General features: G+C 37.6%; 20 protein-coding genes. 5 read left to right on the top strand and 15 right to left on the bottom strand.

Annotated features, from left to right (window positions below):
* Positions 1-15: 15 nt before the first annotated feature.
* Positions 16-1,311, bottom strand: coding sequence for an MFS transporter (locus tag ABC382_RS06790; protein ID WP_312507077.1), 1,296 nt, complete (start codon positions 1,309-1,311; stop codon positions 16-18).
* Positions 1,312-1,434: 123 nt separating this feature from the next.
* Here ABC382_RS06790 and ABC382_RS06795 point away from each other — a divergent pair, with 123 nt between their 5' ends.
* Positions 1,435-2,688 (top strand): helix-turn-helix domain-containing protein, encoded by a 1,254-nt coding sequence (locus tag ABC382_RS06795; RefSeq protein ID WP_322605726.1) that lies wholly within the window; start codon positions 1,435-1,437, stop codon positions 2,686-2,688.
* Between the two features lie 63 nt (positions 2,689-2,751).
* Here ABC382_RS06795 and ABC382_RS06800 read toward each other — a convergent pair whose 3' ends face one another.
* Both ABC382_RS06800 and ABC382_RS06805 read right to left on the bottom strand, forming a co-directional pair.
* Positions 2,752-3,492: a hypothetical protein gene (locus ABC382_RS06800; protein WP_322605725.1), complete on the bottom strand. Its 741-nt coding sequence runs from the start codon at positions 3,490-3,492 to the stop codon at positions 2,752-2,754.
* 101 nt (positions 3,493-3,593) lie between these two features.
* A complete protein-coding gene (locus tag ABC382_RS06805; protein ID WP_412926685.1) occupies positions 3,594-5,498 on the bottom strand; it encodes an endonuclease MutS2 in 1,905 nt (634 codons plus the stop codon).
* A gap of 467 nt (positions 5,499-5,965) precedes the next feature.
* Between ABC382_RS06805 and ABC382_RS06810 the strand changes: the two genes are divergently transcribed.
* Positions 5,966-6,295 (top strand): hypothetical protein, encoded by a 330-nt coding sequence (locus ABC382_RS06810; RefSeq protein ID WP_322610514.1) that lies wholly within the window; start codon positions 5,966-5,968, stop codon positions 6,293-6,295.
* Between the two features lie 213 nt (positions 6,296-6,508).
* On the opposite strand, the gene rarD is transcribed toward ABC382_RS06810, so the two are convergent.
* From rarD to ABC382_RS06850, 8 genes are all read right to left on the bottom strand, one after another.
* Positions 6,509-7,420 carry an EamA family transporter RarD gene (gene rarD, locus ABC382_RS06815; RefSeq protein ID WP_274796613.1) on the bottom strand — a complete coding sequence of 304 codons (912 nt, stop codon included), beginning with the start codon at positions 7,418-7,420 and terminating at the stop codon, positions 6,509-6,511.
* Between the two features lie 129 nt (positions 7,421-7,549).
* The gene (locus ABC382_RS06820) at positions 7,550-8,092 is read right to left on the bottom strand and encodes a hypothetical protein (protein ID WP_274796612.1); all 543 of its coding nucleotides are present in this window, start codon (positions 8,090-8,092) and stop codon (positions 7,550-7,552) included.
* A gap of 203 nt (positions 8,093-8,295) precedes the next feature.
* Positions 8,296-9,465 (bottom strand): toxic anion resistance protein, encoded by a 1,170-nt coding sequence (locus tag ABC382_RS06825; protein WP_274796611.1) that lies wholly within the window; start codon positions 9,463-9,465, stop codon positions 8,296-8,298.
* 223 nt (positions 9,466-9,688) lie between these two features.
* Positions 9,689-10,939: an ABC transporter permease gene (locus tag ABC382_RS06830; protein ID WP_322610511.1), complete on the bottom strand. Its 1,251-nt coding sequence runs from the start codon at positions 10,937-10,939 to the stop codon at positions 9,689-9,691.
* The gene (locus ABC382_RS06835; protein ID WP_322610510.1) at positions 10,917-11,822 is read right to left on the bottom strand and encodes an ABC transporter ATP-binding protein; all 906 of its coding nucleotides are present in this window, start codon (positions 11,820-11,822) and stop codon (positions 10,917-10,919) included. Before ABC382_RS06835 ends, ABC382_RS06830 begins: the two co-directional genes overlap by 23 nt.
* A gap of 14 nt (positions 11,823-11,836) precedes the next feature.
* Positions 11,837-12,349, bottom strand: coding sequence for a DUF2812 domain-containing protein (locus ABC382_RS06840; protein ID WP_322610509.1), 513 nt, complete (start codon positions 12,347-12,349; stop codon positions 11,837-11,839).
* Positions 12,350-12,420: 71 nt separating this feature from the next.
* Positions 12,421-12,957: a DUF2812 domain-containing protein gene (locus ABC382_RS06845; RefSeq protein ID WP_322610508.1), complete on the bottom strand. Its 537-nt coding sequence runs from the start codon at positions 12,955-12,957 to the stop codon at positions 12,421-12,423.
* Position 12,958: 1 nt separating this feature from the next.
* A complete protein-coding gene (locus ABC382_RS06850) occupies positions 12,959-13,273 on the bottom strand; it encodes a PadR family transcriptional regulator (RefSeq protein ID WP_274796606.1) in 315 nt (104 codons plus the stop codon).
* A 177-nt stretch (positions 13,274-13,450) separates the two neighbouring features.
* On the opposite strand from ABC382_RS06850, the gene ABC382_RS06855 reads away from it, so the two are divergent.
* Positions 13,451-14,038, top strand: a complete 588-nt coding sequence (locus tag ABC382_RS06855; RefSeq protein ID WP_312507125.1) for a TetR/AcrR family transcriptional regulator — start codon at positions 13,451-13,453, stop codon at positions 14,036-14,038.
* A 57-nt stretch (positions 14,039-14,095) separates the two neighbouring features.
* Complete coding sequence (locus ABC382_RS06860; protein WP_322610507.1) at positions 14,096-15,271, top strand: YhgE/Pip domain-containing protein; 1,176 nt, start codon at positions 14,096-14,098, stop codon at positions 15,269-15,271.
* A gap of 692 nt (positions 15,272-15,963) precedes the next feature.
* On the opposite strand, the gene ABC382_RS06865 is transcribed toward ABC382_RS06860, so the two are convergent.
* Together ABC382_RS06865 and ABC382_RS06870 are read right to left on the bottom strand one after the other, a co-directional pair.
* Positions 15,964-16,095 (bottom strand): hypothetical protein, encoded by a 132-nt coding sequence (locus ABC382_RS06865; protein WP_274796603.1) that lies wholly within the window; start codon positions 16,093-16,095, stop codon positions 15,964-15,966.
* 73 nt (positions 16,096-16,168) lie between these two features.
* Positions 16,169-16,750 carry a TetR/AcrR family transcriptional regulator gene (locus ABC382_RS06870; RefSeq protein WP_274796602.1) on the bottom strand — a complete coding sequence of 194 codons (582 nt, stop codon included), beginning with the start codon at positions 16,748-16,750 and terminating at the stop codon, positions 16,169-16,171.
* A gap of 152 nt (positions 16,751-16,902) precedes the next feature.
* Here ABC382_RS06870 and ABC382_RS06875 point away from each other — a divergent pair, with 152 nt between their 5' ends.
* The gene (locus tag ABC382_RS06875) at positions 16,903-17,661 is read left to right on the top strand and encodes an SDR family oxidoreductase (RefSeq protein WP_312507088.1); all 759 of its coding nucleotides are present in this window, start codon (positions 16,903-16,905) and stop codon (positions 17,659-17,661) included.
* A 53-nt stretch (positions 17,662-17,714) separates the two neighbouring features.
* On the opposite strand, the gene brnQ is transcribed toward ABC382_RS06875, so the two are convergent.
* Both brnQ and ABC382_RS06885 read right to left on the bottom strand, forming a co-directional pair.
* A complete protein-coding gene (brnQ, locus tag ABC382_RS06880; RefSeq protein WP_274796600.1) occupies positions 17,715-19,055 on the bottom strand; it encodes a branched-chain amino acid transport system II carrier protein in 1,341 nt (446 codons plus the stop codon).
* A 186-nt stretch (positions 19,056-19,241) separates the two neighbouring features.
* A complete protein-coding gene (locus ABC382_RS06885; protein WP_274796599.1) occupies positions 19,242-19,994 on the bottom strand; it encodes an alpha/beta hydrolase in 753 nt (250 codons plus the stop codon).
* Between the last annotated feature and the right edge of the window lie 67 nt (positions 19,995-20,061).

The following is a 20,061-nucleotide window of genomic DNA, read 5'->3' on the forward strand; positions in this document are numbered from 1 at the left end:
ATGCATGCCTTTTGGTTATGTTGTTGAATTAGGAATACTTTCTGCTATAGCTTTTTGATCATAATACTCTGGATGTGCTTCTCTTAAGATGGATGGTCGCAACATTACAAGTGAAATTGAAATTATAATGACGCTTGTAACAGGTAAAATAATTGTTGCTGGTACAGTATCATATAATATACCGTAAATAACCATACCTATTGGCATCATGGACATTGCCATGGTCTCTAATAAGCCTAAAACGCGTCCACGGTATTCCTCTGAGATGATTTTTTGCATATACACCCCAATTGGCATATTAATGCCCATCTCGAATATAGCAAAAATAAAGTAAATGATTAGATAAAAGATAACGACTGCTAAGTAGGAGAAATCTGTAACTAATGGAATGACGGCTAAAGCTACACTCCCTGACAATAGCAATAAGCTTATTTTTGAGAAACGTAATGGCACTTTAACCTCTGATCTTGATGCAAAGTATACGGAAGCTCCCAGCATACCCGCTGCTCCTGAAGCCTGAATAAAGCCGAAATGCGTAGATTCTACTTTCAGTAATTCAATGATAATGAATGTTCCTCCGACAGATATGGCAGAAAAGAATAAATTAATCCATAATGCTACCCACATAATTGTTTTAATGACTTTACGCTGCTTAATGTAATGGAACCCACCTTTAAGACTTTCCCAAACCTTTTCCTTCTTCACATCTTTTCCTCTTGTACTATAGAGGTTAAAATCCATTGTTGCCTCTAAACAAAAGGCAATAGCGTACGCCACCATATTGACCATTAAAAAAACGTCGATATTAAAAAATCCGTACATCATCCCGCCAATGACTGGCCCCCCAATGGCAGCCACGGACATGGACATTTGATTAAATGACATCGCACGCTGTAAGCGCTCTGAATTAACAAGGGTAGCAATAGCTGATGAAAATGTAACACCGGAAAAGGCAGAGCAGATCGTGTTAAACACAGTAGCAATGTAAATAGCGTAAACTGACATCCCTACCGTTTCTGTATATAACAGTAACCCCCCAACGGTTACAATAGTCCCTGCCTGCGCCAGTAAAATTGTTCGTTTTTTCGAATAATTATCCGCGACATACCCTGCTATAGGTGCCACAAGAGCACGAGGTAACACAGAACAAATCATATTCGTTGCAAAGCTCATGGCCGACCCTGTCATGGCTAATATATATAAGCTAAAACCAAATGCCATCACATGTGCCCCTAGCATGGCAATCATTTTACTCGCTGTAAATGTCCATAAATGATAGGTAGCCTTCTTTAATTTCTCCGCTTCATTCATCTCAAAACCCCTCCGTTTTTTAACTAAATTAAAAAGTTTAATCATGTTAAACAAAATATACCATAGCTCCCCCTTTTCACGCAAGAAAAAGTTTAATATAATTAAACAAAAGGAGGCGAGGCAGTGGATTCTTTAGGCACACGCATTCGTAAATTAAGGAAAGAACAAAAATTAACATTAGAGGCACTAGCCGGTGAGCGTCTAACAAAGGGCATGTTAAGCCAAATAGAAAATGATAAGGCCAAGCCTTCCATGGAAAGCCTTGATTATATTGCTGAACGTTTAGGGGTGAAAGCTAGTGAATTACTGGAAGAAGTAACGTCATCCTCACTTCGCCCGCTTTTAGAGCAGGTTGAAATTTTATTTGCAGAAGTAAAACGGGGTGATGCCGACCATCATCAAGAAATTGTTAATCTCATTAAGCCATCTGTAGAGAATCTTCCACTTAGCTACGAAGCTGGACGGTTATTGTATATTTACGCATACGCTCAGTATGAAGCTGGATTAACAACTTGGGAATCCCCGCTTCAGCAAGCTCGTACTATTTTTAAGGAAATTAATTTACGCAGCCATTGGTTCAAAACATTTGTCCTAGAGATTTCAATTTTAGCAGCAAAGCGTCAATATACATCGGCTTACGCTCGTATCTTACAGGCAAAGGAAATTATTGAACAAGAAGACTATCAGCTCGATTCACGCGATGCCTTATTAATGACTTATTATACGAGTATATTCCAGCTCGCAATTGGTGAGCATGAGGAAGGGAAAAAATTAATTCAAGAGACAATTACTAATGCCCATAATAACCAACTGTTCTATCAAATTGATAATATGTACAGGATTGGTGCCTATTGTGCTATGATCGATCATGATTTTGAACAAACAGATCATATGTTTATGAAGCTAGCGCAATATCAGGCATTTGCGGAACGTGTTGAGGTGGACGCCTTTATTTTTGTATTGAAGGCACATTATTATAATAGTTACATCCATAATTATGAGCAGGCTCTGATTGAAATAGAGCGTTTTAATGAGCTTAGGCAGCATGAGTATATAGACAAGCTGGATCCTAATTTTTATTATGCTGAAAAAGGAAAATCCCTCTATTTACTTGGTCGTTATGACGAAGCGAAGGCTGCATTTGAACAATATAAAAACATACCGATTTATATTAGTCACCCATATGATATTTTAAGCTTACATGAGTGTTTTTCCTATAAAGCCCTGTGCTATGCACATTTTGGGGAGCTAACAACAGCCTACGACATTGCAAAAATGGCCTACACAGATTCATTAAATTTAGTGGATTTACCTTACAAACGAAAAATTGAGGAAGTCTATCATTCGATTAAAGCACAAATTAATTCTGTAGAATAAAACATTATGGGTTCGATGCAAGGTGCTACTGCCCCATATCGAACTCATTTTTAATTATTTTATTTAGCTGTTTAGAGGAACAAATTTCATTTGATGTGCCAGGAATTCATTTTTAGCCTCATCAAATTGATATGTAATATAGACATCACCTACATATTGCGGAGATACTCCAACACTAGCACCTAGCACTACAGTTAATTTTTGATTGTCTAATTTATAATAAACGACCCCTCCAAAATTAAGATGCTCTTGCTCTACGTGTGGATCTAGAGCGACAACATTCACATGCTGTTCAGTACCTTGCACTACTACTTGAATATTTAGATTCTCTCCTTTTTTAGTAATTTTCGATTCGAAGTGATCCGAAATAATTTCTTCAAAAGGCTGTACGTTTATTTCGGAGAGGTTCTCACTATTCAGCACATGTACTTCATCAATCGTTAAACCAGTCCCTCTTCCTGTATTTATAATTACTACTGCTTCTTTTTTCCCGTCCCCTGTAATATCCGTATAATAAACTTGAGGCTCTGTAATGGTCGTAAAACGCCAATTAAACTCTTTCTCCATATTATTTACTGCAACAGTTACACCACTGAAACCATCTGAAACTTTTGTTTTTGGTGTGAGCTGTACTTCATTGTTCTCTGAAAACCAAATAATACTTTCCTTCGCCTCTTGTTTCGGCTGCATTGACAATTGTTCGGTTGAAGAGTTCTCATCCTTCTGAGAACTTTCTTGATGAACATTACAACCCACAAGCAATAAAAAACTAGACAATACCAACATACCAAATTCCTTTTTCAACCTATTTGTCCTCCCCATTCTAAAAAAAACTGGGACATAACGTTGACTCTCATTTTTTTAATTGGAAAGTTCACTTATGCCCCAGTCTCTCAACTAAGTTCTTAGTTCAATTTATCTTTTCTAATATCCTTTTGTATTTTACGTAATGCTTTTTTGGACCCTCGCTCGATATCGTGCTGAAGCTTACGTGCTTGATAATCAACAAATAATGTCTCTAAATCATATCCCTCGGGGTATAATTCTGTTGCAGGTAGTTCTAAGGCAAGTCGCTTAACATTTACCTCTAGTATTTGCCCCTTATAGAAGACGCTGACATTATTGTAAGGATCCATTTCTTCGTATACGAGCCCTATATCATCATAATCCAGTAATTTCACGCGGTCCCCTTTTGCATAGGCATATACTGTTGTCGCTTTCGCTTTCTCTATCTTTGGCTTACGAATTTTACTGTCTTGAACAAGTGTTAGCTGATAATCCTTGTTATTCATATAATCCTTTGCTCTTTGTAAAACTGTTTCACGGACATTCATTTTTTTAGAAATCCAAAGGGCATTACTTTCTCCTGATGTGCCAATCATTAATTGATACAAAGGCTCTAGTGTTTCACTATTAAAGCGCATCGCTGCATTCATAAAATCAGGGTGCATTTCTGAAAATCGTTTAATTTCGCCATAATGTGTTGTTGCAACGGTCATACAGCCCATCTGATAAAACTCTTCTAAAATAGCTATTGCTAACGCTGCTCCTTCATTTGGCTCTGTACCACTGCCAATTTCATCGAACAGTAAAAGTGTATGATTATTCGCCGCCCTCATAATATCGGAAAGGTTTTTCATATGGGAAGAAAACGTACTAAGAGCATTTTCTAAGCTTTGATTATCACCAATATCCACAAAGATATGATCGAATAGCGCCATCTCGGTTCCCTTCTCTGCTACGATATGAAAGCCTGACATGGTCGCTAACGTTAATAAGCCAATTGTTTTCAAGACAACGGTTTTCCCACCAGCATTTGGCCCCGTAATAATTAAGCTACGATAATCTTGACCGATGGTAAACTGTAGGGGCACGGCATTAGCTGGTAATAACGGATGCTTGCCATTTATTATGTTAATATAACCATAATCATTTAAACGTGGCTCCATACCACCAATTTGTCTGCTGAATTTTGCTTTGGCAAAGACCATATCATATTGACTAATCAACTCCATGTTAATCTGAATGGCATGAAGATGTTCCATTAAAAGTCCTGATAAAGTGGCTAAAATCTGATACTCCTCCACCGCTTCCTCTGCCTTTAAGGTAGCCAATTCTACATTCAATTTAGCAACTACACTCGGCTCCATAAAAACAGTTGCACCTTTTGAGGAAATCTCTACTACTGTACCCTGTACATGATTTTTGTAGGAAGCCTTTATTGGAATCGTATATCGATCATCCTTTTGGCTAATAAAGAATTCCTGAATATAGGGTTTGTTAGCACTGTTATTCAAAAATTTTGTTAAGCGTTCTTTAATTTTTTCTTCGGTCGTGTCCATATGATGACGAATACGCTTTAATTCTCGACTAGCAGCTGAATCCACACGATTGGCTTTTATCGCAAAATTAATTTCCTCCTCCACACTTTTAAACTCTGCCATTGAATGGGCGTAAGATGAAAGAACTGGTGCAAAAAATTCCTTATCCAACATGAATTTTTTGATATTGCGACAGCCTCTTAAAAAGTCTGACATACTAACTAGCTCACTTGGATCTAATATCATCCCTTTCGCAAGTTTGGTCATGATATGCTCAATATTGGAGACACCTAAAAAAGGTACATGGCCTTCTGCATCTAAAATTGCGCGTGCCTCTGTCGTTTCATTCAAACGAGTTTTCACAACTGCTAGGCTTGAGCTTGGCATTAATTTATCTAATAGCTGTTTTCCTAAACCGCTAACACAGTAGGATTTAACGATATCCTTTAATTCATGGTATTGTAACTTTTCTAGAGTAGTAAAATTCATTTTTTCATGCTCCTCATTGTAATGTTTGATCATACATGAAGATACCTACCCAATATTAGATAGCAATGATGTGTTAATAAAATAAAAAGCTGTGAGGAATCCCCACAGCTTAATCTTTAAAAGGCGAGCTTTTACGGCACCACAAATAAAACCTCTTGTTACATGAAGGTTCATCGATAGTACGCCACGCTTGATAAAGTATTGTAGGTATCTACATAGGTTTTGAAATAAATCCATGACTAAAAAAGGGGTGTGTGCATGACATAAATCCCCTGTCCATAGCCTTATTTCATTCAATTTTACCTAGTTAGAACCTACCGCACTCACAAAAAGCACCTCGCATTAGTTTTCATTGTTATCTAATTATTGACATTATCTTACTACATGTTGTCAAAAAAGTAAAGGTGTTCATATAGGAAAGGGATTCTTCTAATTTTTGTCGAATATCACTATGAAGGAGTGACCAAATGCGCAAAAAAACCATTCATACCATTTTTAGCTTTATGCTCATCTTCAGTTTATGGATTCCTACAGCCTTTGCCTCTTCATCATTAATTGGAGAAAGAAACACAATAGGCTTTCATTATACGGTATTGCAAGAAAACGATCACTTTAGGTGGGAGATTACCAACAAAGACAGTCAAAAAACCATTGTGGAGAGCCCTAACAATATGGGGATATTAGGACAGTTTAGGGAAGCGGGAAGCGGTAAACGACATACATTCAACATTGATCACCCTGATTATGTCGCTCATTATTATCATTATCGCTGCCGTTATTTGTTTACAATTCTTTAGAAGGCAAAAGCATGAGCTGAGAAATCCTGCATCTTTCATATTTGCGATTCTATTCGTCATAGCGATAGTGATCGTTTTCAACCAAACACATGGTCTTCACCTAGCCATTCAAGAAGCCACATATATTTTTGACAGCATTCCTAGTTAAAACTAATATTTTAAAATTAATTACTTGATATCCTTATTCTAAAATAAAAAGACCTGTAGAAAATTCTACAAGTCTAGTGATTTATGATGGGCTTTTCTTGTTTCAATAATTTTAGAACCAGAGAATAGCAGTAAAGCCGCCCAAATAATACTAAATGCTAAAAGCTCTACCTGGCTGAATGGCTCTTTGTATAGCACAATGCCTAAAACCAAGACAATGGTTGGCGATACATATTGAATAAAGCCTAGTAAATATAAAGGTATATTTTGTGCACCCTTGGCAAATAAAATAAGCGGTATTGCTGTAACTAACCCACTGAAAATCATTAAAATATCTGTTTTTACATCGACATGTAAAAATGAAGCTTGATGTGTTGTAAACAGATAAACATAATAGCCTAATGCAAAGGGTAAAATCAACAATGTTTCAATGGCTAAGCCCCTTGTGGCATCCAATTTGATTTTCTTTTTTAGTACACCGTAAATAGCAAAGGACAGTGCGATCAGCAATGCTACCCATGGCACAGATCCGTAATTGATTGTTAAAATAATGACAGCAATAAAAGCAATCCCCGTCGCTATCCATTGTGCACGACTTAGCGATTCTTTAAAGAATATTACCCCAAAAATAACCGACAACAGTGGATTAATATAATAACCTAAGCTTGTTTCAATTAAATGATTATGGGTTACTGCCCAAATATACAAATACCAGTTCATTGAAATGACAAAGGATGCACCTGCAAGCTGCCAGAAAAGCTTTTGATGGGACCATAAATATTTTAAATCTGCAAGGAGATCCTTACGCATTCGAAATACGATAACAGCTAGTACCGTAAAGACAAAAGACCAAATAACACGTGATAATAAAATCTCCATACTCGGTACGTGTTCAAGTAGTTTCCAATATAGAGGGAAAGCTCCCCAAAAGGCATAGGCTAAAAAGGCAGCCAGTACCCCTTTTTTCTCATTTGACATGACCACTAACGCTCCTACTCTTTTTGAAATCGATAGACGACCTCACATTATATTAAACTAGTTAAAGAATAGACTCATTATAGGACTTTGAGTAGCAACTGTAAATGCCAAATTTCTAGTGACTTGCTATCACCGTTCACCTTGCTGTTCCGCTTCGAGCTCAGAAATGTATTTACGCACTGTACTATAGCTAATATCTGGATTGATTTGACGCTTGATGCGAATATGGATTTCTTTAATCCCTACCCCTTGCTCACGCATATCTCGAATCATCGACTTGAGAGGACCTGTCAGTGATTCTCTTGACAGCGCTGTATACTTACTTAATTCTATTAGCAGCTCTGTATTTTGTTGACGGAGCACCTTCATCTCTTCTACCACGCAATTGTATTCCGTCACCTTTTTTTGGAGGACCATGTTTTGCTGCTTGACCTTTTGCATTTCTTCTGTAAGCTGTGCATTTTGTTTTTTTAACATTTTTCTTTCTCGTTCTAAACTATGTTGTTTATGATCCAAATCTGTATGCATAGCATTGTACAGCTCTTCCATATGCAACAGCTCCAGATAACGGCTTTGCGGCACAATCATTAAATTCTCAGTCGTGTAGAGAGCTAGTGTTCCATCTTGATTAGGCTCATACGAAAATGCAGAGGACTTTATTTTATTCCCCATTACTTCTTCACTCCCCCACGAACAAATTTATCTATTCGTATTGCTTTGTGTATCATCTATCCGCTTCCTTTTTCACTTGATAATCATTCTCATTTATTTTTATGATAATCAGTATTTCTGTTTTTGTCAAAGAACAATTACCAAGAGCTCTTTTTTCCAAATCAAAAGCTTCTTGCAACAACTTGAGCAAGAAGCTTTTGATTTTACATTTTTTTCAGTTTTTCATATTCTAATTGCAAACGCTCAATACGTTTACGACCCTCTTCACGATTTCTTGCCGTTTCTGCTTGGATTTGCTTCGTTTCTTGAATACCAGACATAATCGTTTGCCATGTTGTTTCGATAGTTTCGATTTTAATGCTTGGGCTACCTGCTTGACGCGCGATATTTACACTGTTTTTACTAATATTTTCAGCATTACGAACAAGCATTTCGTTCGTACGACGGTCTAGCTCACTCATGGAGTCAGAAATTAGCTTTTGTCGTTTTAATGTGACTGCGTGAATCAAGCCCTGTTTAAAAATTGGAATTGTCGTCACGAAGGCAGAGTTAATTTTGGCAATTAAATGGTTATTACCTTGCTGCATTAAACGAATTTGAGGTGCAGATTGGAATGAAACTTGTTGTGCCATTTCTAAATCATAGCGACGTTGCTCTAATAATTCCACAGCACGTAGCATTGTTTCGTATTCCATCGCTGCTAATTGATCGCCCGTTTGAGCTTTTTGTTCAAGTGCTGGCAATGCTGCACGAACCTCTTCAATTTTTACCTCAATCGCTGCAACAAATTTACTTAATGATTGGAAGTAATTTAAGTTTTGTTCATACAAATTTTCAAGGTCGATCGTATTGCGCTTCATTTCTCCCTCGTATTTTTGAATTTCGCGGTAAATGACATCCACTTCTTTGTTCATGCTGTCATATTTAGATAAAAACTTTTCCAATTGCTCTTTCCCTTTATTAAAGAGCTTTGAGATAAAGCCACCCTTTTTCTCATCAGCAAAATCTTGTGGATCAAATTTATCCATAATTTTATTAAGATTATTTAATAGTACACTTGATTCCTCAAGCTTACTGGATTTCATCGTCGCTAACATTTTATCTGAAAAAGTAGAAATGCCATTGGCTGTTTCTTTACCAAGCTCAAGCATAGCAATTTGATCTTTAACATCTATTTTTTGTGCAAGTGCATGAATCTCTGGATCTTTCTTTAGCATCAGCTGATTTTGTGCAATTTGCGATAACTCCTGCTCCGACACAAGCACTGGCTTTTGTTCAGGCTCTTGTTGCAAAAGTGGATTTGGTTGTAATAAAGGATTTTCTGAAGCGAATGGGTCCTTGGATTTTAAAAGATCGTTGTTAAATTCAGACATACGTTTTACCCCCTGCAATTTATCTCTACTAATTATTTACGATTACCATCTAAAAAAGTTTCATTTCCGGTTCATGACAAACTCATTTTCGTGCTCTTTTTTAAATTATAGCTTCTTTCGATCCAAAATTCGACTGATTCCGTAAATTCCTTTACATTGTTTACTAACAATGGCATCAAACAACCAAAAAAGCAGCTACATCTATCACGTAGCTGCTTTGAACTTATGTTGTTACCTTTAAAACCGTTTTAATTTTTTGAATTACTCCACCTGAGCTATATGTCAGCACACTTCGTTTATAGAAGGATAAACTAAATAGATACACGACAATTATCGTTACAATTAAAATCCCTAATGATAGTAGCGGTACAATACTGCCGATATCTGTAGCACCAATTCGCATCGGCATGATCATTCCAGAAGTTAATGGAATATAGGAGAAAATTTTAATAATTAACGTATCTGGATTACCCATTCCTGTAAGCATAACGTAGAAGCCAATCATCGTAATAATCATAGCAGGCATTAACACTTGACCCGCTTCCTCTACCTTCGATACTAGTGAACCAAATAATGCGCCAATGATTAGATACAGAATAACCGTTAACAGTAAAAATACGATGGCATAGATAACATAGCCAACAGATAATTCTTTGATGATGCTAGCAGCCGCATCCCAAACCATTCCGTCTTTGACAAACTTCGAATAGATCAGAAACACTACTGCAATAATCCCCATCTGCGTTAACGCAAGTAATAATACCCCTGCAATTTTTGCTTTAAAATGTGTGGCTGGCTTCACACTAACTAAAAGCATTTCCATTGCTCGTGAGCCTTTTTCAGAAGCAATTTCCGTCGTAATCATCGAAAGGAATGTAGAAATAAAGAAATAGATTAATATACCCACTGCATAGGAAACTACTAACCCAGATTGCTTCTCTTCTTCACTTTTACCACCAGCTGATTCTTCATTTAAATTTTTGGTAGTAATAGCCGTTTGTGCACCCATAATTTGTGCCGCTTGTTCTGGTGATAAAGATAATTGCTGAACGGCAAAATGCTGACCAGCATACTGCAATAAAGAAGATAATGCTGACTGATCGTTTAATTTTAGTGGTGTAAACGTAGCGATTTCTGCATGTAGTTGGCCACCTTGATCGTTAATTGTCACAATGGCATCTAGCTTACCATCTTTAACCCTTTTTTCTAGTGCTGATACATCTTTTTCATCCTGAATAAAGGCCATATCTCCATTGGAAACAAAGATTCCACTTAAATCAGCGGATGTCTCATTAACAATGGCAATTTGCTGGGCTTCATCATCACCTGTAAATAGCTCCTTAATATCAGACCAAAATACAGCTACAGACATGACAACAACATATAAGCAAGTCATTAAAATAAATGATTTTGATTTAATTTTTGATTTGTATAATTGCTTCATTAACAAATTAAATTTCGACAATATGGCCACCTACTTTATCTTTAAATATTTCATCTAACGATAAATAATCTAAGCTGAACTTTTCAATATACTTCCCATCTGACAACTGCTCAAAAATACTTTGGGCAAAGCTTTCGTCTACTAGTGTTAGGACTGTTTGTTCCTTCTCAACACGTACATCCTTGACTCCATCGAGTGCCAATAACTGTGTCGTTGACCAATCCGTGCGAACAGCAAGCTTTGTTTTTCCATATTGTTTCTTTAAATCTAGTAAGCTACCAGAAAATAAAGACACACCTCGTTTTAATAAGCACAAATGATCGCAAAGCTCCTCCACATTATCCATTTGGTGACTGGAGAACAGAATGGTCGTACCCTGCTCTTTTAATAATAAAATAGCATCCTTTAGTAAATCCTTATTGACTGGATCTAGACCACTGAACGGTTCATCTAAAATTAAAAACTCAGGTTTATGGATAAAACTTGCAATAAGCTGAACCTTTTGTTGATTCCCCTTTGACAAGGTTTCTGCCTTATCTTTGCGTTTTTCACCAAGCTCAAAGCGTTGAATCCAAAAATCAATTTCCTTTTTTAGCTCTGCTCTTTTCATGCCTCGTAACTCACCAAAAAAGTAAAGCTGCTCCTCTACCTTCATCGTTGGGAAAATACCCCGCTCCTCAGGTAAATAACCAAGGACATCGCGGTTAATGGCATTAACTGGCTTGCCGTTCCATGTAATCGTCCCCGCCGTCGTTTCCTGTAAATCTAAAATCATTCGGAATGTTGTCGTCTTCCCTGCGCCATTTTGACCAATAAGACCAAAAATTTCACCCTTTTCAATGGTAAAATTCAAATCATCCACAGCAGTAAACTCTTTGTATTTCTTCGTGACATGCTGTAACTGTAAAGTCATGTTGTAAATCCTCCTTATCCTTCAAATATATGTAAGTCTTGTTTCAAACCCTTTTTACGTTTTTCATTTTTCGATACGGATATAAGTACCATTATAGAGACGATCACATTCAGGCAACCTACACTAGAGTTGATTACGCTTCCGATCGAAAGATTATACATTCCCGCCAGTACATTAAACAGCAACAATAGTATAAAAATGCGATTCATCGATTTGATATAGTTAATTTTCGAGGTTGCATCAGTAAATATTTCAAAGGGTCCCTCTGATTGTAGTTTTCGATAATAGGCCCAACCACCGAATTTGCTTACACATTCAATATTCATCATGTTTAGAAACTCAAAATAATCCTTTGATTTCCTATTAACGAATTCATTTCGATAAAAATATTGACCTGGCGTTCCTTTTTCAAACACAAAGTAGCCTACCATTGTTTTCTTTAAATTCCACCCCCGATCTGCCATATCATTAACCCATCGTTCTTCCTTTTCGTAATCAATAAAAAAACGATACACTCTTTTTTTCATCTAGCCTCACCCTTACAATAAAGTTTCCTTTTCAATATTTTCTGATTTCCCAGAAAATAATGATCAATCCATTAATCTGAAAACACATTTAGTTCTCTCTTTAATCGATTGCGTAAACGTATTAGCTTTATTAATGGAAAAGAGAATAACACAACGACAATTAGATTTAGCATATTCATCGTGAAACCAACCCAATCCATTGTGCGTTCGGAAAAATCCCCAGTCAAACCAGTTATGCCGATGAGTAAATTAAGTAGAATAAGAGAAAGCAAGACAGTCATCTTTTTTGACAGAGTGCCTAGTTTCGTTTTTTTATCTGTATACAGCTCAAATGGACCCTCTTGTGCCGCTTTTCTAAAAAATACAAAATTGCCAGAGCGATCTACTTGCTCAATGCCAGAGGATTTCAGAAATTCGAGATATTCCTCTTCATAGTGAGTGCCAACTCTTTCTAATTCATCATGGCGATAAATATAGCTACCTGACTCTCCACGTTCAAACGTAAAACGAATCCATGTGAATTTTTTCAAATGCCAGCCCTTACAAGCCATATCATTGACCCATTTCTCAATTGCATAGGGATTAATCATCAATCGATATTTATGCATATTATTCAACTCCTCTCGTTATACGGATACCATTGTCAAAAAGTTCCCTTAATCTCAAAATTTCATAGTCAACAACCGATTTCCCAGTTTCAGTAATGATATACTCCTTCTTTCTACCATCCTCATCAAGAGCCTCTATCCAGCCTCGTTCCAGCAATGTTTTAATCGCTCCATAAATAGTTCCAGCCCCTAAACGCACACGCCCATTGCTCAATTCTTCCACTAATTGCATAATGCCATAACCATGTCTAACCTCATATAAAGCTAATAAAATATAATAAACGCCTTCTGTTAATGGCGGATGCTCCTGTGTCATACAAATCCCCCTCTATATCGCCCATCAATATATCGCCAGTCGATATAAAAAATATATCAGCAGTCGATATAATTGTCAATGCTTATATTACCTGTTATTTCCTATAGTCCAACCATTTTGTTGCAGAACATCATATGCTATGTTAGTATGTAAGTGATTACTTGCATGAAAGGAAGTATGTTTTTGACAACGAAGGGAACGGCAGAACGAATAATCGAAGCTGCACTACAATTGATTAGTGAAAAGGGCTATACAGCTGCAACTACCAAAACCATTGCAGAATTAGCAGGTGTCAACGAAGTCACTCTTTTCCGCCATTTCGGCAACAAGCGTGGTTTATTAAAAGCCATTATTGAACAATTTTCTTATTATCCACTTTTACAACAGGAGATTAATCAAAATGTCACATGGGAATTAGAAAAAGATTTATTCAACTTCTCACTGAAGCATTTCCAGTTTTTAATGTCGATTAAAGACTTTGTAATGATTGGCTTTAAGGAGTCCATTCAGTTCCCTGAAATTAGTGAGGAAATTGCGAATATTCCCCTTCTGATTAAGAAGGAGCTTATTCACTACTTTCAAGAAATGCATCAGCGAGGGAAAATAAGAGAAGTGGATTTTGAAGCAGCTGCATTATCGCTCATTGCCCTAAATTTTGGTCATTTTATGTCACGTGCTCGACTTGGCACTATTGTGTCTGACATACCAACCGAAGAACTTTTACAGACAAGTGTTTCGATTTTTTCTAGGGGACTCGTTTCCTAGAAAAAATTTTTCCTATCAATGCAAGTAAGTACTTACTTAATTCAGGGGGTATATAAAATGAAAGGTTTACAAACATTATTGCGCGTTCGTGAAACCTATATAGGCATTGTCGCTACCATTGCCTTTCAATTAATTTTCTTTACTATTTGGATGACAGCGTATGATGGTGTCAATGAAAGAGCCGAGCAATTAACCATCGGCATTGTCTCAGAGGATACCGCCTTGGGGCAACAGCTAGCACAGAATATCAAAGAGTCTAGTCCTTTTGCCATAGAGGACTATTCGTCAATGGAGCATGCTGAGCAAGCATTAAACGAACGACAAATTAATATGATACTGCACATTCCAGTAGATTTTACGAAGCAACTTGAAGCAGGAAAAGAAGCGGAAATTATTTACGCTATTAATCAAGCCAATGCAAGCGTGGCGAAAAACATGATGGAGGGTGTAGCAAAGCAAATGACTGAAGAAATGAATCAAGCCCTTTATCCAATGCAACAAAATCAGGCAATCGAGGTCTTTTCTCAACAATTTGCAAAGCTTCCTTTTGAGCAAAATATTGCACAGCAAATTACCGCGTCCGTCAAGACAACCGTTATGACTGTCAAAGACCATGCAATCGAGAGTACCATTGTTAAAACCAATAACGCGAAAGGCTTTGCGGCAAACTTTGTACCACTTATGGTGATCATTTCATCCTTTGTCGGTGCTATGGTGATGATTATGCAACACCAGCAAGCAGCCCAAATTGTTCGAGAAAGTCTATCCAAATGGCAATTATTTTTAGCAAGACAGCTACTCAATGTGACCGTAGCCTTTACCCTACCATTGCTAACAATTGCCTTAATGCAGGTCTTTGATATTACTAGCAACGAAAGCTTTCTCTCTATCTACTTCTTTCAATCTATCATGTATTTAGCTTTCCTTTGTCTAGCACAAGTTTTTGTTATTCTCTTTGGTAACGTTGGGATGGTCTTTAATATTTGTGCCCTCTCCCTCCAACTCGTAACATCAGGCGTACTCGTCCCCAAAAATATGCTCTCTGACTGGTACAACAATGTCGCCGCCATGCTACCCGCTACTTACGGAGCTGATGGCTACTACACCATTATATTTGGCGGAAGTGCCGACAATTTACTACAAAACAGCAGCTCCTTAGGCATCATCATCCTTGTGACAATGACCCTTGCAACAGTAGTAGTCGCCTTAAAGCCCACGCCACCAGCTCAATAAATTAATACACGCTGAACCAGATACTCTGTGGTTCAGCGTTTTATTATGGCGGGACTATTGATTTCGGGGTTCTACACTGCTCTTTGAGGTGCCTATCCAGCACTATAGCAAGGTTTATCCGCCGCTTGTTGCGGTTTATCCACTACTTTTCTGGCTCTAACCGTCACTTTTCCTGCTCTATCCGTCACTTTGCAAGATTTATCCACCGCTTTCTCTTTTCTATCCGTTTCTTCTCTCTCTATCCTTCACTCGGCGCGGTCTATCCGTCACTTTTCCTGCTCTATCCGTCACTTTGCAAGATTTATCCGCCGCTTTCTCTTTTCTATCCGTTTCTTCTCTCTCTATCCTTCACTCGGCGCGGTCTATCCTCCACTTTCGCTTCTCTATCCGTCACTTTGCATGGTCTATCCACCGCTTTCCTTCTCTATCCGTCACTTTGTAAGATTTATCCGCCACTTTCCTTTTTCTATCCACTTCTTCTCTCTCTATCCGTCACTTTACTCGTTCTATCTATTACTTTCCCCACTCTATCCATCACTTTGCATGGTCTATCCGTCACTTTGTAGGATTTATCCGCCGCTTTCTCTTTTCTATCAATTTCTTTTCTCTCTATCCATCACTTTACCGTTCTATACATCACTTTCCTTGATCTATCCGTCACTTTGCAAGATTTATCCGCCACTTTCTCTGTCCTATCCGCTTCTTTCCTCTCTATCCTTCACTTTGCGTGGTCTATCCTCCGCTTTTCCTTCTCTATCCTCCACTTTTCCTTCTCTATCCATCACTTTGTGCGGTTTATCCGCCACTTTCTCTTTTCTATCCACTTATTCTCTCTCTATCCATCACTTTACGTGGTCTATCCTCCGCTTTTCCTCTCTATCCATCACTTGGCGCGGTCTACCCACCACTTCTCACATTCCTTAAGATTGCCGCAAGCTGCTGATTTAACATGGTCACACTATCTGTAAAATCGCCTCGGTACCACTGGATGATTAGGCCGATGATTGCATTTGCTTGATAGGCGCTATAATAATCAATGGAAATATGATCGGCCATTTGATGTTCATGATGATGTGTAATATCCCGCTTGAGCAGAGAATATATGCCGTCAAAAAGCATGTAATAGTATGTTAACGGGACATTTTTAGAAAACACAATGCGATAAAACATTTTAAAGCGTTCAATATGATGAAAGATTCGAATGGTATTTGGATCGAGTTGATCGGTATCCAAGGTGGTTACTGCCCGATATGGTTCTTCATAGGATTGATATAAGTCCTCCATGATCTCCTGAAAGTATTCTTCAAAGAGTCCTTCTTTTTGCTCGTAATGTAAATAGAAGGTGCCTCTATTCACCTTAGCCTCTCTACATATTTCAGCGATAGAAATTTGTTCCAACGGTTTTTGACTGAGCAATGTTAATAAGGCTTCATGCAAGGCTTGCTTTGTTTTTATAATTCGTAAATCCGTTGTGCTCATTTTTTCAGCTCCTTACTAAACAGTTTTTACAAAAGTGTTGATTACTCAACACATCATGATTTTTTGCATATTGAAATCGCTTTCAAGTTTATTATATGATTTTAATGAACAGATGTTCAATATCTAATGAAGACAATGAGGAGGTTTTTGAGATGAGATTAGAAGGTAAAGTAGCTATAGTAACAGGTGCAGCTTCAGGTATGGGGAAAGCCATCGCTGAAGGGTATGCAAAAGAAGGAGCTAAGGTTGTTGTTTCAGACTTAAATTTAGACGGTGCCCAAGCGGTTGTGGATGGTATTCAAGCGGCTGGAGGTACAGCATTTGCCATTCAAACAAATGTCGCATCAACAGAAGACTTACAGCGTTTATTTGATGAAACGAAACAAAACTATGGTCAATTAGATATTTTAGTAAACAATGCAGGGATCATGGATGGGATGGAGCCTGTTGGTGAAATTTCCGATGAACGATGGGATAAAGTATTTGCGGTAAATACAACAGCTGTGATGCGCTCGATGCGTATGGCGACAGACATTTTCCTTGCGCAAGGACACGGTGTCTTTGTCAATAATATTTCTGCGGGTGGCTTATATGGGGCACGTGCAGGTGCTGCCTATACAGCTTCAAAACATGCCGTTGTTGGATTAACAAAAAACACAGCGTTTATGTATGCTGATAAAAATATTCGCTGCAATGGTATTGCGCCTGGAGCAGTCATGACGAATATCGCCTCTTCAATGACCAATATGAGCCAAACTGGAGCAACACGCCAAGCACTTGGTCTATCGATTAATCCGCGTGCTGGTCAACCAGAAGAAATTGCTCAATTAGCTATTTTCCTTGGATCAGACGAGGCAAGCTTTGTGAATGGACAAGTCATTGCAGTAGATGGTGGCTGGACAGCTTACTAAACAAGCGAAAAGCACGCACAGTAAAAATTATTTTCTGTGCGTGCTTTTATTCATTATAGTACTTTTCTTGATGGAAACAGACTTCCAATTATAGCACCAATAATCGCTGGTAGTATCCACCCTAAGCCAATATCATAAAAAGGTAGAATCGTTGAATAGGCCTTTTCTACAGCATCCAAGACACCTAACTTTGCGCCTGGTACACTTTCAATTAATGCTTTATAACCATCAATCAAACTAATGAAAAATGTAAAAATCATCGCAATAGCATATACCGTTTGCTTATTTTTAAAGAATGATGAGCTAAGTGCCAGCAAAATTAAGACAATCGCTAATGGATACAGGAACATTAAAACGGGAATAGCAAATTGAATAATATTGTTTAAGCCAAAGTTTGCAATCGTAAAAGACACAACACATAATAAAAATACAAACCATTTATAGCTGATTTTTGGAAACACTTGATGGAAAAATTCACTACATGAAGTAATTAAACCAATACTCGTTTTTAAACATGCAAGAACAATGATAACAGCTAATAAAATGGCCCCAAATGAGCCGAAATAGTGATCCGCTACTGCGGCAAAAATTAAACCACCATTCTCAAAAGTGCCTACTGCTCCAATGCTGGAAGCGCCCATAAATGTGATTAATCCGTAAATTAGCATCATTAAAGCCATCGCAAATATTCCTGAAGTCCAGGTAGCCTTCGCTATCTGCTTTCGATCCGTAATTCCTGCACTTTTAATCGCATTGATGACAACAATCCCAAAGGCTAATGATGCTAAGGCATCCATTGTATTATAGCCCTCTTTAAAGCCTGTCATAAAGGCATTATCTATATAATCACCGATTGGCTGCTGGAAGTGCCCCATCGGTTTCACAATGCTTGTAATAATCAAAATAAATAAGACAACTAAAAAAGCAGGTGTTAAATATTTCCCAATATAATCCATAATTTTCGCTGGATTTAAAGAAAAATAGTAAACAACAGCAAAAAATAGAAAGCTAAATACGGCTAATAGCAATGTTGCATGCTGAGCTTCAATATATGGCTCAAAGCCTACCACAAATGGTACGGTTGCTGTACGTGGTATCGCAAAAAATGGCCCAATGGTTAAATAGAGCGCCAAAGAAAATACGATACCAAAAACAGGATGGACACGGCTCGCTAAATCCCGTAAGCCATTACTTCCTGATAAACCAATGGCTAAAATTCCGAGGAATGGCAGCCCGATGGCAGTGACTAAAAACCCGATTAATCCAAACCAAAAATTGGTCCCTGCTAATTGCCCCATTTGAATTGGGAAAATAAGGTTCCCTGCACCGAAATACAGTCCAAATAACATAGTTCCAATGACTGCATAGGTTGAGAAAGGTATTTTTTGTTGCATAATTGATGTACTCCTTAGATGTTTTAGACTATAGCAAATTATTTTAATCGAATGATTTTTCACTACAATTCCATCATGTTATCAAGCATTTATTATAATTACAATAGTTTTTTCATGATCTAGATGAAAGCTTCATTAATTAGTTAATTCCACAAAAAAAGAGCTGCCTGCTGACAGCCCTTCTCCTTAATTTGCAACTGACCATTCAATATGATCTAAAAATTTATAGACATCTTCATAAACTTTTTCACGTTCTTTATCTAACGTAATAATATGACCTGAATTTTCATACCAAATGATTTCTTTATCATCTGTTTCTACGGTATTTAAAATGAATGGTGCACTTTCTTGGTAAAGCTCATCGTCTAATGAACCTTGTAGTACTAGTGTTGGTGCTTTAATAGTGGATAATTCCTCACGTGTTTCAGTCGTTAAACGTGTTACGCCATCTAAAGAATCTTTTGGGGTAATACGTAACTCATGTAATTCTGAAATAATTTGATCTTTTGATTTATTTTCAAAGTGTTTATATAATCGAGCATAGTGGTACAAACGTGTAAATAAGCCTTTTGAGTTATCACGTGTTATTGGTGCACACATCGCAACACATGCCTTCACTGGGAATGTCTCTGCAACTTTTAGTGAGAAGACGCCACCAAGTGAAATCCCAACAACTGCGATTTCTTCATAGCCTTTCTTTTGTAGGAAGTTATAACCTTCCACGACATCGTTCCACCAGTCTTCTGGTTTAGTTTCTAATAAAGCTTCTGGTTCTACGCCATGCCCACTATAGATTGGTGCATGAACGGTATAACCACGTTGAGATAAGAATTCTCCTAGTTTTTTCACATCTTTTGTGCTACCTGTGAATCCATGCAGTAATAGTACGGCTTTTTTGCCTCCCTCAATTGTTAGAGGTTGTGGCTTTGTTAACTTCATTTTATGATATCCCCTTCACGGAAATTTATAATTGTGTATTTTATGTGTCTATCTTATCACCCTTTAT

It is taken from the genome of Lysinibacillus phoenicis, assembly GCF_047238325.1.
GTDB classification, from domain to species: domain Bacteria; phylum Bacillota; class Bacilli; order Bacillales_A; family Planococcaceae; genus Lysinibacillus; species Lysinibacillus irui.

Excerpts from the sequence above, each read along its gene's own strand:
- ABC382_RS06825 (WP_274796611.1), bottom strand. The coding sequence starts at position 9,465 with ATGTCTGAATTTAACAACGATCTTTTAAAATCCAAGGACCCATTCGCT.
- ABC382_RS06855 (WP_312507125.1), top strand. The coding sequence starts at position 13,451 with ATGTTTTTGACAACGAAGGGAACGGCAGAACGAATAATCGAAGCTGCA.
- ABC382_RS06820 (WP_274796612.1), bottom strand. The coding sequence starts at position 8,092 with ATGGGGAATAAAATAAAGTCCTCTGCATTTTCGTATGAGCCTAATCAA.
- ABC382_RS06870 (WP_274796602.1), bottom strand. The coding sequence starts at position 16,750 with ATGAGCACAACGGATTTACGAATTATAAAAACAAAGCAAGCCTTGCAT.
- ABC382_RS06835 (WP_322610510.1), bottom strand. The coding sequence starts at position 11,822 with ATGACTTTACAGTTACAGCATGTCACGAAGAAATACAAAGAGTTTACT.
- ABC382_RS06840 (WP_322610509.1), bottom strand. The coding sequence starts at position 12,349 with ATGAAAAAAAGAGTGTATCGTTTTTTTATTGATTACGAAAAGGAAGAA.
- ABC382_RS06875 (WP_312507088.1), top strand. The coding sequence starts at position 16,903 with ATGAGATTAGAAGGTAAAGTAGCTATAGTAACAGGTGCAGCTTCAGGT.
- ABC382_RS06810 (WP_322610514.1), top strand. The coding sequence starts at position 5,966 with ATGCGCAAAAAAACCATTCATACCATTTTTAGCTTTATGCTCATCTTC.
- ABC382_RS06885 (WP_274796599.1), bottom strand. The coding sequence starts at position 19,994 with ATGAAGTTAACAAAGCCACAACCTCTAACAATTGAGGGAGGCAAAAAA.
- ABC382_RS06845 (WP_322610508.1), bottom strand. The coding sequence starts at position 12,957 with ATGCATAAATATCGATTGATGATTAATCCCTATGCAATTGAGAAATGG.
- ABC382_RS06850 (WP_274796606.1), bottom strand. The coding sequence starts at position 13,273 with ATGACACAGGAGCATCCGCCATTAACAGAAGGCGTTTATTATATTTTA.
- ABC382_RS06790 (WP_312507077.1), bottom strand. The coding sequence starts at position 1,311 with ATGAATGAAGCGGAGAAATTAAAGAAGGCTACCTATCATTTATGGACA.
- ABC382_RS06860 (WP_322610507.1), top strand. The coding sequence starts at position 14,096 with ATGAAAGGTTTACAAACATTATTGCGCGTTCGTGAAACCTATATAGGC.
- ABC382_RS06805 (WP_412926685.1), bottom strand. The coding sequence starts at position 5,498 with ATGAATTTTACTACTCTAGAAAAGTTACAATACCATGAATTAAAGGAT.
- rarD (WP_274796613.1), bottom strand. The coding sequence starts at position 7,420 with ATGTCAAATGAGAAAAAAGGGGTACTGGCTGCCTTTTTAGCCTATGCC.
- brnQ (WP_274796600.1), bottom strand. The coding sequence starts at position 19,055 with ATGCAACAAAAAATACCTTTCTCAACCTATGCAGTCATTGGAACTATG.